The organism is Leclercia sp. UBA2479 (assembly GCF_002341985.1).
Lineage (GTDB): Bacteria > Pseudomonadota > Gammaproteobacteria > Enterobacterales > Enterobacteriaceae > Enterobacter > Enterobacter pneumoniae.
The window spans coordinates 208,494-221,568 of sequence record NZ_DDPB01000009.1 but is presented as its reverse complement, the minus strand read 5'-3'; the positions used below and the strand labels follow the sequence as shown (position 1 = coordinate 221,568).

13 protein-coding genes are annotated in these 13,075 nt (G+C 59.8%); 3 read left to right on the top strand and 10 right to left on the bottom strand.

Going from position 1 to position 13,075, the window contains the following annotated elements; all coding sequences use genetic code 11:
* Positions 1–76: 76 nt before the first annotated feature.
* A complete protein-coding gene (locus B3B59_RS10755; protein ID WP_040075664.1) occupies positions 77–505 on the top strand; it encodes an OsmC family protein in 429 nt (142 codons plus the stop codon).
* Between the two features lie 32 nt (positions 506–537).
* Here the strand turns inward: B3B59_RS10755 and B3B59_RS10750 are convergent, their stop codons facing one another.
* Positions 538–1,452, bottom strand: coding sequence for a LysR family transcriptional regulator (locus B3B59_RS10750; RefSeq protein ID WP_046885478.1), 915 nt, complete (start codon positions 1,450–1,452; stop codon positions 538–540).
* A 123-nt stretch (positions 1,453–1,575) separates the two neighbouring features.
* Between B3B59_RS10750 and B3B59_RS10745 the strand changes: the two genes are divergently transcribed.
* Positions 1,576–2,325, top strand: a complete 750-nt coding sequence (locus B3B59_RS10745; RefSeq protein ID WP_286808973.1) for an SDR family oxidoreductase — start codon at positions 1,576–1,578, stop codon at positions 2,323–2,325.
* Here B3B59_RS10745 and B3B59_RS10740 read toward each other — a convergent pair.
* The 8 genes from B3B59_RS10740 to B3B59_RS10705 are packed head-to-tail and all read right to left on the bottom strand — an operon-like array spanning position 2,322 to position 10,146.
* Positions 2,322–3,284, bottom strand: coding sequence for a mannuronate-specific alginate lyase (locus tag B3B59_RS10740; protein ID WP_046885437.1), 963 nt, complete (start codon positions 3,282–3,284; stop codon positions 2,322–2,324). The two genes, B3B59_RS10745 and B3B59_RS10740, sit on opposite strands and share 4 nt — an antisense overlap.
* Positions 3,284–4,210 carry an oligopeptide/dipeptide ABC transporter ATP-binding protein gene (locus B3B59_RS10735; protein WP_286808972.1) on the bottom strand — a complete coding sequence of 309 codons (927 nt, stop codon included), beginning with the start codon at positions 4,208–4,210 and terminating at the stop codon, positions 3,284–3,286. Before B3B59_RS10735 ends, B3B59_RS10740 begins: the two co-directional genes overlap by 1 nt.
* A complete protein-coding gene (locus B3B59_RS10730) occupies positions 4,203–5,189 on the bottom strand; it encodes an ABC transporter ATP-binding protein (RefSeq protein ID WP_286808971.1) in 987 nt (328 codons plus the stop codon). Before B3B59_RS10730 ends, B3B59_RS10735 begins: the two co-directional genes overlap by 8 nt.
* Complete coding sequence (gene ddpC, locus B3B59_RS10725) at positions 5,189–6,082, bottom strand: D,D-dipeptide ABC transporter permease (RefSeq protein ID WP_233802386.1); 894 nt, start codon at positions 6,080–6,082, stop codon at positions 5,189–5,191. The genes B3B59_RS10730 and ddpC overlap by 1 nt, the downstream gene beginning before the upstream one ends.
* The gene (locus B3B59_RS10720; RefSeq protein ID WP_286808969.1) at positions 6,079–7,101 is read right to left on the bottom strand and encodes an ABC transporter permease; all 1,023 of its coding nucleotides are present in this window, start codon (positions 7,099–7,101) and stop codon (positions 6,079–6,081) included. The genes ddpC and B3B59_RS10720 overlap by 4 nt, the downstream gene beginning before the upstream one ends.
* A gap of 42 nt (positions 7,102–7,143) precedes the next feature.
* The gene (locus tag B3B59_RS10715; RefSeq protein ID WP_286808968.1) at positions 7,144–8,682 is read right to left on the bottom strand and encodes an ABC transporter substrate-binding protein; all 1,539 of its coding nucleotides are present in this window, start codon (positions 8,680–8,682) and stop codon (positions 7,144–7,146) included.
* A 31-nt stretch (positions 8,683–8,713) separates the two neighbouring features.
* On the bottom strand, positions 8,714–9,268 hold the full coding sequence (gene ddpX, locus B3B59_RS10710; protein ID WP_286808966.1) for a D-alanyl-D-alanine dipeptidase: 555 nt from the start codon (positions 9,266–9,268) through the stop codon (positions 8,714–8,716).
* An 11-nt stretch (positions 9,269–9,279) separates the two neighbouring features.
* Positions 9,280–10,146 carry a MurR/RpiR family transcriptional regulator gene (locus B3B59_RS10705; RefSeq protein WP_286808965.1) on the bottom strand — a complete coding sequence of 289 codons (867 nt, stop codon included), beginning with the start codon at positions 10,144–10,146 and terminating at the stop codon, positions 9,280–9,282.
* Positions 10,147–10,420: 274 nt separating this feature from the next.
* On the opposite strand from B3B59_RS10705, the gene B3B59_RS10700 reads away from it, so the two are divergent.
* Entirely contained in the window at positions 10,421–11,890 is a 1,470-nt protein-coding gene (locus B3B59_RS10700) for an alpha/beta hydrolase (RefSeq protein WP_286808964.1), read from the top strand.
* Here the strand turns inward: B3B59_RS10700 and B3B59_RS10695 are convergent.
* Complete coding sequence (locus B3B59_RS10695; RefSeq protein WP_286808963.1) at positions 11,811–13,031, bottom strand: MFS transporter; 1,221 nt, start codon at positions 13,029–13,031, stop codon at positions 11,811–11,813. The two genes, B3B59_RS10700 and B3B59_RS10695, sit on opposite strands and share 80 nt — an antisense overlap.
* Positions 13,032–13,075: the final 44 nt, after the last annotated feature.

The following is a 13,075-nucleotide window of genomic DNA, read 5'->3' as shown; positions in this document are numbered from 1 at the left end:
AGAATTATCCGTGTTTCGGGTCAGGCAAAAAGGGTGGTCTATACTTAACCCTTTGTATGTCAAAAGGAGAACAAGCATGACGATTCATAAACACGGTTCGGCACACTGGTCTGGTGACATCAAACGCGGTAAAGGGACGGTTTCTACCGAAAGCGGCGTGCTCAACCAGCAGCCCTACGGCTTCAATACTCGCTTTGAAGGGGCGGCCGGTACCAACCCGGAAGAACTGATCGGCGCGGCGCATGCAGCCTGTTTCTCAATGGCGCTTTCGCTGATGTTGGGCGAAGCGGGTTACACAGCCGATTCCATTGATACCAAAGCGGTAGTGTCACTGGATAAAACGGACAGCGGTTTTGCCATCAGCAAAATTGCCCTGGAGAGTAAAGTGACGGTGCCTGGCATTGATCCACAGCAGTTCGACGGCATTATTCAGAAGGCCAAAGCCGGTTGCCCGGTGTCGCAGGTGCTGAATGCTGAGATCACCCTGGACTATAAACTGAATTAATGGTCTGGCCGGGCCGCGCGCCCGGCTATCCATCAACGCCCCGGACCATTCAATCCCTCGGGGAAGATTGCCGTCAGCCAGTCGATAAATACCCGCAACCGATGCGTCACATGCCGGTTTTGTGGATAGACCACATAAAACGGATACCGCGGCGGCCGCCATTTCACCAAAATCTCAACCAGTTTCCCTTCCCGTATCAATTCACCAGCCGAATAGCGAAAAGTTTGCACAATACCCATACCTGCCACCGCCGCGGCCAGGTGAGCGTTGCTCTCATTGATGCCGATGGCATGGGGCATCACCATTTCCCGCACCTCATCCTCGTCGGTAAAACGAAAGGGAAAAGGACGGCCAGTGACCGGGGAGAGATAGCTCACCAGCCGGTGGCCATTGCGTAGCTCTTCGGGATAGGCGGGGGTGCCGTGGTGCTTCAGATAGGCGGGCGTGGCGCAGGTCACCATCTCCGCATTACCGATATGCCGCGCAATCAGTGACGAGTCTTCCAGCGCACCGCCGCGGATCACGCAATCCACGCTGCCGCGGATCAAATCAACCGGCCGGTCGGCCACGCCAAGCTCCAGACGGATGCCGGGATACTGGCGCATAAAATCTGGCAGCGCAGGGATGAGCACATCCCGCGCCGTTGAGCCACCCACGTCGATGCGCAGTTGCCCCTGAGGCTGCTGTTTTGCTGTATTAAAGGCGGTGTCGATATCTTCAATATCAATTAGCACTCGTGAGGCTTTCTCGTAATACTCGCGTCCTTCAGGCGTAGCGTTTACCCGACGGGTGGTGCGCTGTAATAGCTGTACGCCCAGATGCGCTTCCAGCGATTTCACCAGTTTGCTGAGGGTCGCATTCGGCATATTCAACGAGTCTGCCGCCCGGGTAAAACTCCCGCTCTCTACCACTCGCGCAAAAGCGCGCATTGCCAATAATTGATCCACCGCCAGCCCTCGATTATGCACACACAGAAAGAGTTATTTCCATTTTTGCTAATTTTTCTCTAATCCGGCAAGCGTTAGATTAGCCCCACAGACAGTTACTAACGCAACCACAAGGTAAATCACATGAACAACGCACTGATTGGAAAAATCGCACTCGTCACCGGCGGCACCAGCGGCATCGGTCTGGCAACGGCCAAAGAGTTAATTGCGCAGGGGGCGAAGGTGTACATCACCGGTCGTCGCGAAGCCGAGCTGGAGAAAGCGCTGACCGCGTTGGGCGATGCTGCCACCGGCATCCGCGCAGACGCATCGCAGCTTGCCGACCTCGATAAGGTTTATGGACAGATCGCAGAACAGGCCGGGCGGCTGGATATCCTCTTTGCCAACGCGGGCGGCGGCGACATGTTGCCGCTGGGGGAAATTACCGAAGAACATTTCGACCGTATTTTCGCCACTAACGTGCGCGGCGTGCTCTTTACCGTACAGAAGGCGCTGCCGCTGCTGTCGAATGGGTCTTCGGTGATCCTGACCGGCTCTACGGTCTCGGTGATGGGAACGGCTAATTTCAGTGTTTACAGCGCCAGCAAGGCGGCGGTACGTAATCTTGCCCGTTCCTGGGCGCTGGATTTACAGGGGCGCGGTGTGCGGATTAACGTGGTAAGCCCAGGCCCGATTAAAACCCCAGGACTTGGCGATCTGGTACCGGAAGAGCAGCGCCAGGGGTTGTTCGACGCGCTGGCCGCTCAGGTCCCGCTGCAACGCATTGGCGAACCGGAAGAGGTGGGTAAAGCCGTGGCTTTCCTGGCCTCCGATGCCGCCAGCTTTATCAATGCCACCGAACTGTTTGTCGATGGCGGTATGGCGCAGATCTAGGGCGCATAAATAAGCGTGAGATTGCCGCCGAGACGGCGGCTTTCAAGCGGTTGACGGGCGTCACGCAGGGCGCGCGTCGTGGCGTTACACCGGGTCAGATTGCACCAGGGCGCCAGCCACACCGGATCGGTTTCTCTCTGGCTCAGAACGTATCCCGCCAGCCGCCCCAGGGCACCATGATTCTCCTTCAGTAGATCCTGTCCGTTCGCTGCAGCAAAGCTGGCGATCATCACCAGCGGTTGCAGGGCGTAATTATGATAAGCCAGCGCGCGTGCACCGCGTTTTTGTTCGTTGGGTAGCTGCCCATCGGCGGCGATCTGCCCGGCGGCAAGGCGAAACACCTTTATTGACCAGTCGTAGAGATCCTGACGGTCGAGCGCAACCGCCGTGGCCATCACCGCCCAGGCCGCCCAATAGCTGTGATTATTGGTTTTTTGCAGCGCCAGACCGTCCCAGTCTGCCACCACCAGGTCCGCCAGTTCCCCGAGCCAGTGCGCAACCTGCGCGTCTTCAGGCTGCGGTTGTAGCGCCAGCCAGCCTGTAGCGAGAGTGGCCAGCGCCCATTTACGCATTGCCCGCCCGGTATGGTTGGTCTGGGTTGAGGTTAGTGCGCCCGCGCGGGCCCATACGCGGTAACCCTTCAGGAGACAGTTGAGCGTGGCGGGATCGCCGCTCTGTTTATAGCGCCAGACCATGGTCGAGATACCGCGTTCAAAGTCGACAATAGGTTGGGTCTGGGCGCGAAACGCGCGTTCCGCTGCAGGGTTCAGGGTGGCGCGCGCGCTGTCTGAACCTGCATATTTACTGGGAAAATCCAGCGCCCCGGTCCAGGGGGCAGGCAGATCGACACACTTTCCGGCCAGGGTGTGCGGCAGGGGGCGGGTAAACCCCGGCGGCGGCACCAGCGGTGCCGCCCAGAGCAGGGAGGGTAAAAAGGCCAAAACAAGTAATAAACGCATTACTCAAGCTTACGCCAACAGCGCACCGCACGGCCACCCGAAACCGTGGCAAGCGCCTGCGGCTGTTCGCAGCCTGCGGTGGCCAACGGACAGCGGTCGCGGAAATAGCAGCCCGTCGGCAGCTGACGATTGCCCGGCAGATCGGTTTTTCGTAATGCCAGGGCATCATCCAGCGGCGCGCCGGTTTTCGGTACCGAGTCCAGCAGCAGCTGGGTGTAAGGGTGGGACGGGCTATTCAGTACCTGCTGTGTCTCGCCCAGCTCAACGATCTGCCCCAGATACATCACCGCCACCCGGTCACTCATGTGCCGGACCACCGAGACATTATGGGAAATCAGCACATAGGTTAGCGTCCGCTCACGCTGTAAATTGACCAGCAGATTCAAAATCTGTGCCTGCACGGAAATATCCAGCGCGCTGGTAGGCTCATCCAGCACGATGATATCGGGGTCCGATGACAATGTCCTGGCAATGGCGATTCGCTGGCGCTGCCCGCCAGAAAAGGCATGCGGTAGACGATCGAGATATTCGGGGCGAATCCCCACCTGTTGCGCCAGCGCTTCGGCCAGACTGCGGCGGGCGCGTTCGTTACTGCGCGTTTTTATCCACACGGGTTCCGTGATGATCCGCCAGACCGGCAGGCGCGGATCGAGGGAGGAGAGCGGATCCTGAAACACCATCTGCATCCCGCTGCGGTCATGGTGGCAGCATTCGCCGGTGCTGGGCTTCAGCATGCCCATCAGCAGTTGGGCAAGGGTGCTTTTACCGCACCCCGACTCCCCGACCACCCCCAGGGTTTCACCGCGTTTTATCTGCAAATCGAGCCCGTTCAGGGCATGAACCTGTTCTGTCACCCGTCCCCGCCAGTTTTTCCGCGCCGGAAAATTCACATGCACGCGATTAAGCTCAAGTAATACTTCAGACATGACGAGTCTCCAGTTGCGGATACCAGCAGGCCGCGAGCTGGCCGGTGGCACCGTGCGGTGAGAGCGGCGGTATCTGGCTACATTGTGCCCCGGCGGCGAAGCAGCGTTCGCGAAACGCGCACCCCGTGGGCAAACGGGTCAGGTTGGGTACGGTGCCGGGGATCGCCGGCAGCATTTCGCGCGGTTCGCCATTTTCCGGGGCGCACTGCAACAGGCCGATAGAGTAGGGATGCACCGGATGGGCAATAAGGGCATCGGTCGCCCCCGTTTCGATCACGCTTCCGGCATACATGACATACAGTCGATCGCAGAGTTGCGAGACGACCGCCATATCGTGGCTAATGAACAGCACTGAGGTGCTGCTGGCGCGGGCTTTATGCTTCAGCAACCGCAGCACCTGCAGCTGGACGGTCACATCCAGCGCGGTGGTGGGTTCATCGGCGATAATCAGATCCGGCTCGCAGGAGAAGGCCAGGGCGATCATCACCCGCTGGCGCATCCCCCCTGAGAGTTCGAACGGGTAGCGATCCATCACCCGCGCCGCATCGGGGATCTGCATCTCCTCCAGCAGCGAAATGGCCTTTTGCTGCGCCTCGCGGCGGGAGAGCGGCTGGTGCTGGCGGATCACCTCCATCATCTGTCGGCCGATGCGCCGGGTCGGGTTAAGGGCGGTCATCGGCTCCTGAAAAATCATCGCCACCCGGGCGCCACGCCACTGGCGCAGCTGTTTTTCGTGGGCAGTGAGCATGTCCTCCCCGAGCAGCGTCACCTGACCGCTGTGAATGCGATAACTCCCCTCGGGCAGCAGGCGCATTGCCAGCATGGCGGTAACCGATTTACCGGAGCCCGATTCGCCTACCACCCCCACGATTTCGCCGCGCTTAACCTCCAGCGAGACGCGGTTCAGAGCATGCACTTCACCGCGAAAAACAGGAAAGCTCAGGTGTAAATTGTCGATGGCTAAGACTGCGTCTCCCATTACTGTTTTCCTCCCGATTTCGGATCAAGCAGGTCACGAATGCCGTCGCCGAACAGGTTAAAACCCACGGCGGTAATCAGAATGGCCGCACCCGGAAAGGCGCAATACCACCACTGATCGAGCACATAGTTGCGCCCAACGGCCACCATTGCCCCCCATTCAGCGGTGGGCTGCTGAGCCCCCAGCCCGATGAATCCTAGCGTGGCCGCCATCAGGATGGCGCTGCCGATATCCAGCGATGCCTGGACAATAAGCGGCGGCAGGGCATTGCGCAGAATATGCCAGCTGATCAAATGCCAGCGTGACGCGCCAAAGGTGCGCGCCGCCTGCACATAGGTGAACTGGCGTACCACCAGCGTCTGACCGCGCGCCAGGCGCACATAAAACGGAATACGGACGATCGCAATCGCCAGCATGGCATTGAACAGGCTTGGCCCCAGGGCTGCGGCCAGCGCCATGGTGAGGACCAGCGAGGGGATCGACAGCATAATGTCCATGACGCGCATAATGATGGCGTCGCCACGTCCGCCGATGACACCGGAGAAACAGCCCAGCAGTGAGCCAATGCCACCGGCTATTACCACCACCGCCAGCCCTGCGGCGATGGATTGTTGGCTACCCACCAGCACCCGGCTAAACAGATCGCGTCCGACCTCATCGGTACCAAACCAGTGGGTTGCCGACGGCGCCTGTAAACGCGCGGTGAGATCGAGCGCATTCGGGTCGTGCGGGACAATCCAGGGTGACAGGATCATTAACAGCAGCATCAAGAGCATGATCAGCCCGCCCACCAGCGTCAGCGGACTCTGGCGCAGCAGCCATATTATTTTTGCCCAGTCGATGCGGGGCGGCGTGGCCTTTACGGTCACTGGCGTTTCCTGGCTTAACATCATTCAGCACCTCCGCGCCCGATACGGGGGTCGATCCACAGATAGAGCAGATCCACCACCAGATTGACTATCACGTAGGCCAGCGACACCACCACTGCAAAGCCCATTACTGCCGGAAAATCCAGTGCCTGAATCGAGGTCACCACCCAGGCACCCATTCCCGGCCAGGCAAAGACGGTTTCGGTCAGCACCGCGCCATAGAGGAGGTCGCCCAGCGCCAGCCCCAGCACGGTGATGGACGGGATCATCGCGTTCGGCAAGGCATAGCGCATAATGATGTACCAGCCCGGCAGACCGCTGGCGCGGGCGGTACGAATGTAATCCTCGCTCAACTGTTCCAGCATCGCCGATCGGATCTGCCGCGCCACAATCCCCAGGTGGACAAAGGCCAGGGTCAGGGCGGGTAAAATCAGGTGCTGAAGCGCATTAAAGAAGACTTCGCCGTTGCCTTCGATCAGCGCATCTATCAGGTAGAAGCCGGTGAAATGAGCAGGAGGATCCAGCCAGTCGTCAAGCCTGCCGCCGCCGGGCAGAATTTGTAGCTGGCCGTAAAAGAGAACAATCACCCCCAGACCCAGCCAGAAAGCGGGGGTCGAAATACCGGTGATGGCCATCAGGCGCACCAGATGATCCAGCCAGCGGTTACGGTAAACAGCCGACAAAATCCCGAGCGGCACGCCAATGAGCAGCGCCAGCAACAGGGCGCAAAACGCCAGTTCGAGGGTCGCCGGGAAGAACGCCTTCAGCTCCTCCGCCACCGGGCGGCCAGTGCGTATCGACGTCCCCAGATCGCCGTGTGCCAGCACATTCACGTAGTGGCCAAATTGCACATATAACGGCTGGTCGAGCCCCAGCTGTAGCCGAATATTTTGCACAATCTCCTCACTGGCGCGGTCGCCTGCCAGCAGACGCGCCGGATCGCCGGGGATCATGTGCGAAATAATAAAGGTGATGATACAGACGCCAGCCACGACCAGGATAAGCCCCCAGCAGCGCTGCCGCACAATGCTCCAGAATGTCATACGCCCCTCCTGCGGCGCCGGGCCCCCGGCGCCGGCTCACGCTTATTTGCTCATCGTGGCGATGTTGAACACCTGCTCAAGCATCGGGTTAAAGGTGAAACCTTTGACCTCTTTGTTCATCGCCAACTGGTAGTTTTTCTGGAACAGATAGACGTAGGCCGCTTCGTCGATCACGATCTTCTGCGCCTGCTGGTAATCTTTGGTCCGTTCGGCCTGGTCGGTGGTCTTCAGCGCACTTTGCAGCAGCGAATCGACCGTTTTGTTCTCATAGAAAGCGCGGTTACCCGGTAGCCCTTTTTTGTCCGATTCGAACCAGTAGTTCATAAACATGTACGGGTCGGCGAAATCCGGACTCCAGTTACCGATCGCCATGTCGTAATCGCCTTTGCCTACGCGATCCCGCATGGTGGCGTTCGCCAGTTTTTCCAGCTTGACGTTAATACCGAGCTTACCGAGGCTGGCCTGGGTAGAGAGGGCGATCGGCTCCCAGTTCGGATCGTTATCTGAGTAGAGGAAGGTGAGGCTGGCCGGTTTCTCTTTCACCTTTTCCAGCGCCGCTTTGGCCTTGGCTTCGTCCAGACTGTACTGCTGGGCCGTAGCGTCAAAGCCCCACATCCCCTCAGGAATGGGGCCGCGCATCTGCTTACCGTTGCCGCTCAGGATCCCTTTCACCATCCCCTGATAATCGGTAGACCAGGAGATGGCCCGACGCAGATCGACCTGGTTCAGTGGCGCTTTGCTGTTGTTCAGGTAGAGGTAGGTCACTCGCAGGGAGGGGTACTCGGCCACGGTCACTTTGCCCTCCTGCTTCAGGGCGGTGAGCTGATCCACCGGCAGGGCGTCGGCGATATCGATGTCACCCCGCGAAAGCTGCAGACGGCGAGATGCGCTCTCACCGATGATCTTCACCGATACGCGCTTAAACGCCGGTTTTTTCCCCGGCCAGTGCGGGTTGGGTACCAGGATTAACTGCTGGCCTTTCTGCCAGCTTTTCAACATAAAGGGACCGGATCCGGCCGTGTGTTGCGCCAGATATCCGCGCGCATCATCCGCCGCGTTAGCTTTCAGGACCGTCGGGTTAATAATCGAGGCCCCATCGTTGGCCAGCGTATAGAGGAATGGCGCAAACGGCTGGTTCAGAATGAATTTCACCGTGTGCGCATCCACCGCTTCGACCTGCAAATCTTTAGGGAAGGCCTCTGCCGGTCCCTGACCAATTTTCAGCAGGCGCTCAAACGAGGCCTTGACAGCCTCAGCGGTGACCGGGGTGCCATCGGCGAAACGGGCGTTGTCTTGCAGGGTGAAGGTCCAGGTTTTCTGGTCCTCGGATGCTTTCCAGCCGCTGGCAAGATCGCCTTCAATCTCCGTTGAGCCCGGCTTGTACTGCACCAGACGTTGATAAGAGGGGTAGGTCACCGTCCAGTCGTTATTATCGATGGTCACGGCTGGATCGAGGGTTTGCGGGTCGGCGGCTTTACCAATGACCAGCATATCTTTCGGCACCGCGGCCTGAGCGGCAGGGAGCGCCAGGGCGAGGGCCGCGGCAATCAGCGCGGGGCGAAACAGGTTAAGTGTGTTCATAGCAAGGCTCCAGCGAGTAAAAGGGGGTGCGTCAAAAACAGGCGAAACGGTCTTCAAGCAGCGGATAGCTGGCAGCAAGCGGCAGCTCGAAGTGCCACCACTCGGAACTGATGCCTACAAATCCCCCGCCGGCCATGATGCCGTTCAGCAGCAGACGGTTACGCTGCGCCTCGGGCGGAACGGAGGGGTGAAAGGCGTGAGAGCGGTCGTGCATTTCGTCAAAGCCCGCCCCCATATCCAGCACCGTCCCGCGGGCGTCCATCAGCGTGACGTCGATAGCCGTACCGCGGCTGTGGTTCGAGCCGGTAGAGACATCCACCACGTATTGCGGATCCGGGCATGCCTCCCACAGGCGAGCCTGAGCTGCCTGCGGACGATAGGCGTCATACACCAGCAGCTGTAAACCGGCGAGATCGGCAATACTTATCGCTTTCGCCAGCGCGGTAATGGCATCCGGATGCAGCAGACAGCGCGCCTCGCGGTAGACAGGGCGGCCGGTAATGTTGTCGGCCGTGGCATACTTCAGGTCGATATGCAGGGTAGGAAACGTCCTGGCGACGTCGACCAGTTGACACTCTTCGGGCATAGCTCCGCTCCTTAACGTTCGAATTGACCAAACTCTTGTTGTAATTGCCGGTTTGCCGCCAGGCGGGTGGGCAGGGCATCGCCCAGCGCCTGGACCACGCCCGACAGCAGCAGGTTAAACAGGCAGCTCACCGGGGCCAGAGAGTCCCAGAAGTGGCCGGTATCGGTTTTCACCTGCAGAAGATCGATGGGGTAATCCCGCGCCCAGGGGCACCAGATATCGGTGATCAGTACGGTACGGATCTGTCGCTCACAGGCTACCCGGCAAAACTGACGGGCCACCGAGGAGTAAGCGCGGGTATCGGTCAGTACCACGTAGGGGTGGCTAAAGCCGGAGTTGAGCGACTCAACCCAGCTGCCGGAGAGCCCTTCGCTATAAATGACGCGCGGGCGCAGATACTCCAGATGGCTGAAGAAGGCGTTAGCAATGCCGCGGGTGGACTGGATCCCCAGCACAAAAACCGCGTCAGCGGTGGCCAGATGGTGTACCACCCGTTGAAAACCCTCGCTTTGCGCCAACTGGTAGACATGCCCGATAGCATCCATTTCCAGCGCGAGAGAGCGCTGCGCCCGGTCAGGAAGCGTCTGCTGCTGGTGCCAGGAGTCGAGACGCTCTTTCATCCCCCAGGGCTGATAGGGGGCGGCAGGCCATTCGCGCAGACTTTTTTTGGCATCATCCAGATTGCGATAACCCAGTTTGCGTAAGTAACGTCCCACGGTGATACCGCTGGTGCCGGTGGCCTGCGCGATGCTCTCTGCCGTTTCAAACGGGATTTGCCCCGCATGGGCCAGCAGCCAGCTCGCAACCCGTTTTTCGGTAGGGGTGAGCTGGCTAAAACCGCCTTCTATACGCGCCAGAAATTCAGAGTGTGGAGTCATGCCGCCTCGCTGTTAACGGGTTGTCATCACCGGAAAAACTGTTACCTGATTAACAATGCAGGACGCGTGCCAATCCAGCCCATGCCAGAAATGGCGGGTTTCTCTGCAATATTCGATTAACTTATGAGTAACATTAGTGCAACCTAGCGCGCTTTTGGTGCAGCCAGGCCGCGTTGAAGGTATGAAATTAGTGAATACGTCACGGGCATCACATTTTTGTGGGCCGGGAGAAACGCGCTAAGATAGCGTCAATCCCATTCTGGAAAGGAAGCCCATGCGCGCCCAGCTGTTCTCCACCGTGAAAATTGTCGCTAAGGTACTGGGCGTCGTCCTGATCGTGCTGCTGGCCTTCCGGATTTATAAATCGCAGACCGGCCCCGCGCTGCACCCCTGGCACACCTGGACTGCGCCGGAGATGTCGGCGCGCGATATTGATCAGGCGACGTTTGCCGATTATCTGCGTCAGGAAGGGCTGATCTTCCAGGCATTACAGCGCGACGTGGTGGATAAGACAAAAGGTGACGAGCAGACGCCGGTGAACCGCTATTACCGCAACAGCCTGGTCTGGCCCGGACAGTTTTCGTTGCAGGGGAATCGCTCCCGGGTGCTGCTACCTGAGGGTACGCCACGCGGCGCGGTGGTGTTACTGCATGGACTAACTGACTCCCCCTACAGCGTGCAGCGCATCGCCGCCGACTATCAACAGCGTGGATTTGTGGCCGTCGTGCCGCGTTTGCCGGGCCACGGTACCGCACCAGGCGCGCTCAGTGATGTGGAGTGGGAGCAGTGGATGGCGGTGACCCGTCTGGCCGTGCGTGAAGCCCGTCGTCTTGGCGGGGCAAAGGTGCCGCTGCATCTGGTGGGCTACTCCAACGGCGGGGCGCTGGCGTTGAAATACGCTCTCGACGCCCTTGATGACAACCACCTGGCGAAACCCCAGCAGCTGATTTTGATCTCGCCGATGATTGGCGTCAGCGCCTTCGCCCGTTTTGCCGGGCTGGCGGGGCTGCCCGCGCTGCTTCCGCCCTTCGCCAAAGCGGCATGGCTGAATATCCAGCCGGAATACAATCCCTTTAAATACAACTCGTTCCCAGTGAACGGGGCGCGCCAGAGCTGGCAACTGACCCAGGCGTTGCAACAGCAGATCCGCCGTTATGCCGATAAGCAGAGCCTGACGGCGCTTCCTCCGGTACTGGCCTTCCAGTCTGTTATGGACAGCACCGTCAGCACCCGTGCGGTGGTGGATATGCTGTTTAATCTGCTTCCGTCTAACGGCAGCGAGCTGGTCATTTTTGACATCAACCAGGCCGCCAGTCTGCGCCCGTTTCTGCGTCCGGGGGCGTATCTTTCGGTTGATGCGCTGTTACCTCCGCCGCCGCGCCGCTATACGACGACGGTGGTGTCCAATGCCTCGGCGCAGACCCTGAAAACGGTCGCGCGCAGGCTGTCCGCCGGGGCAGTGGCGGCGCAAATTACGCCGCTCACCACCCCCTGGCCGGCAGATATCTATTCCCTCTCACACGTGGCGCTGCCGTTCCCGCCGCAGGACGATCTCTACGGTACCCGGCCAGTCGATCCGCAGCGGTTTGGCATAAATCTGGGTAATGCGGCCCTGCGTGGCGAAACGGGGGGATTGATCGCCGGCATGGACGCCATGATGCGACTTACCTCAAACCCTTTCTACGACTATATGTTACAGCGGATCGTGCAAACAGCGCCCAGTACGCCAGCGCCAGCCCGCTGATGAACGCGCCCGCAGCACAGACGGCGTGCCAGCCACCCCAGGCCCACAAATGGGTGGCGAGCCACGCGCCGCTGGCGCTACCCAGCGAATAGAAAGCCATATACACCGCAACCAGACGGCTGGTTGCCTGCGGGCGTTGCGCGAAGATCAGGCTCTGGCTCGTGACGTGCACCGCCTGTACGGCAAAATCCAGCAGAATGATGCCCAGCGTCAGAATGATAAGAGACCTTTCGCCGCAGGCCATCAGCCCCCAGCTCAGTAACAGCAGCAACAGTGCCCCGCCTGTGACCCGCTGCCCCTGGCCGCGATCCGCCAGGAGACCAGCCTGACGCGCCGCCAGCGCCCCGGCAATGCCCGCTATCCCGAACAGACCAATCTGGCCCGGGCTGAGGTCATGCGGCGCACCGCTTAACGGGAACACCAGCGAGGTCCAGAGCAGGCTAAAAGCCATAAAAATCAACAGAGCGAGGAGGGCGCGCACCTGCAGCACAGGCAGTTCCCGCCAGAGCGCAAACAGCGAGAGCAGCAGCTCGCTATAGGGGCGAGGCGGCTTCTGCGTTTCCTCCTGCGGCGCGGTGCGGATAAAAATCAGCGCCATGCCCAGCATCGCCAGGGCAGAAAAGAGAAGCACAATACGCCAGGAGCTCCACTCCCCAAGCAACCCGGCCACCACACGCGCCAGTAAGATCCCCAGCACCACGCCGCTCGTAACTCTCCCTGTCGCTTCGCCCCGGCGCGCACTCTCCGTCAGGCTGGCGGTATAGGCCACCACAATCTGGACCACCACCGCCAGCAGTCCCACCACGCCCATAAGGGTACTGAGCATCAGCAGTGACCCTGCCTGCGAGGCGAGCGCCAGCAGCAGGCTGCTCATTAGCATCAATGAGGCGATCAGCGTTTTACGATTCACTCTGTCGCCCAGCGGCACTAAAAACAGCAGCCCCAGCCCATAGCCCGTCTGGGTCGCGGTGATAATCCATCCCATGCTTGCGGTACGCGCGTGCAGGTCATGGGCAATCTGGTCGAGAAGGGGCTGGGTCATATAGACATTGGCTACCGCAAACGCGCAGAGCACGGCGAAGAGAAACAGCTGCCGGGAGGTGAGCAGCGGCGTGGCGCGTGACGATTCGGTCAGGCTCATTTGCATTACCCTCTAATCTGGTTTTAAATAAAAACCAGATTACT

Bases quoted from the DNA above. Each gene is read 5' to 3' on its own strand.
- B3B59_RS10695 (WP_286808963.1), bottom strand. From the start codon at position 13,031: ATGAGCCTGACCGAATCGTCACGCGCCACGCCGCTGCTCACCTCCCGG.
- B3B59_RS10740 (WP_046885437.1), bottom strand. From the start codon at position 3,284: ATGCGTTTATTACTTGTTTTGGCCTTTTTACCCTCCCTGCTCTGGGCG.
- B3B59_RS10755 (WP_040075664.1), top strand. From the start codon at position 77: ATGACGATTCATAAACACGGTTCGGCACACTGGTCTGGTGACATCAAA.
- B3B59_RS10745 (WP_286808973.1), top strand. From the start codon at position 1,576: ATGAACAACGCACTGATTGGAAAAATCGCACTCGTCACCGGCGGCACC.
- B3B59_RS10715 (WP_286808968.1), bottom strand. From the start codon at position 8,682: ATGAACACACTTAACCTGTTTCGCCCCGCGCTGATTGCCGCGGCCCTC.
- ddpC (WP_233802386.1), bottom strand. From the start codon at position 6,082: ATGATGTTAAGCCAGGAAACGCCAGTGACCGTAAAGGCCACGCCGCCC.
- B3B59_RS10700 (WP_286808964.1), top strand. From the start codon at position 10,421: ATGCGCGCCCAGCTGTTCTCCACCGTGAAAATTGTCGCTAAGGTACTG.
- B3B59_RS10730 (WP_286808971.1), bottom strand. From the start codon at position 5,189: ATGGGAGACGCAGTCTTAGCCATCGACAATTTACACCTGAGCTTTCCT.
- B3B59_RS10735 (WP_286808972.1), bottom strand. From the start codon at position 4,210: ATGTCTGAAGTATTACTTGAGCTTAATCGCGTGCATGTGAATTTTCCG.
- B3B59_RS10705 (WP_286808965.1), bottom strand. From the start codon at position 10,146: ATGACTCCACACTCTGAATTTCTGGCGCGTATAGAAGGCGGTTTTAGC.
- B3B59_RS10720 (WP_286808969.1), bottom strand. From the start codon at position 7,101: ATGACATTCTGGAGCATTGTGCGGCAGCGCTGCTGGGGGCTTATCCTG.
- ddpX (WP_286808966.1), bottom strand. From the start codon at position 9,268: ATGCCCGAAGAGTGTCAACTGGTCGACGTCGCCAGGACGTTTCCTACC.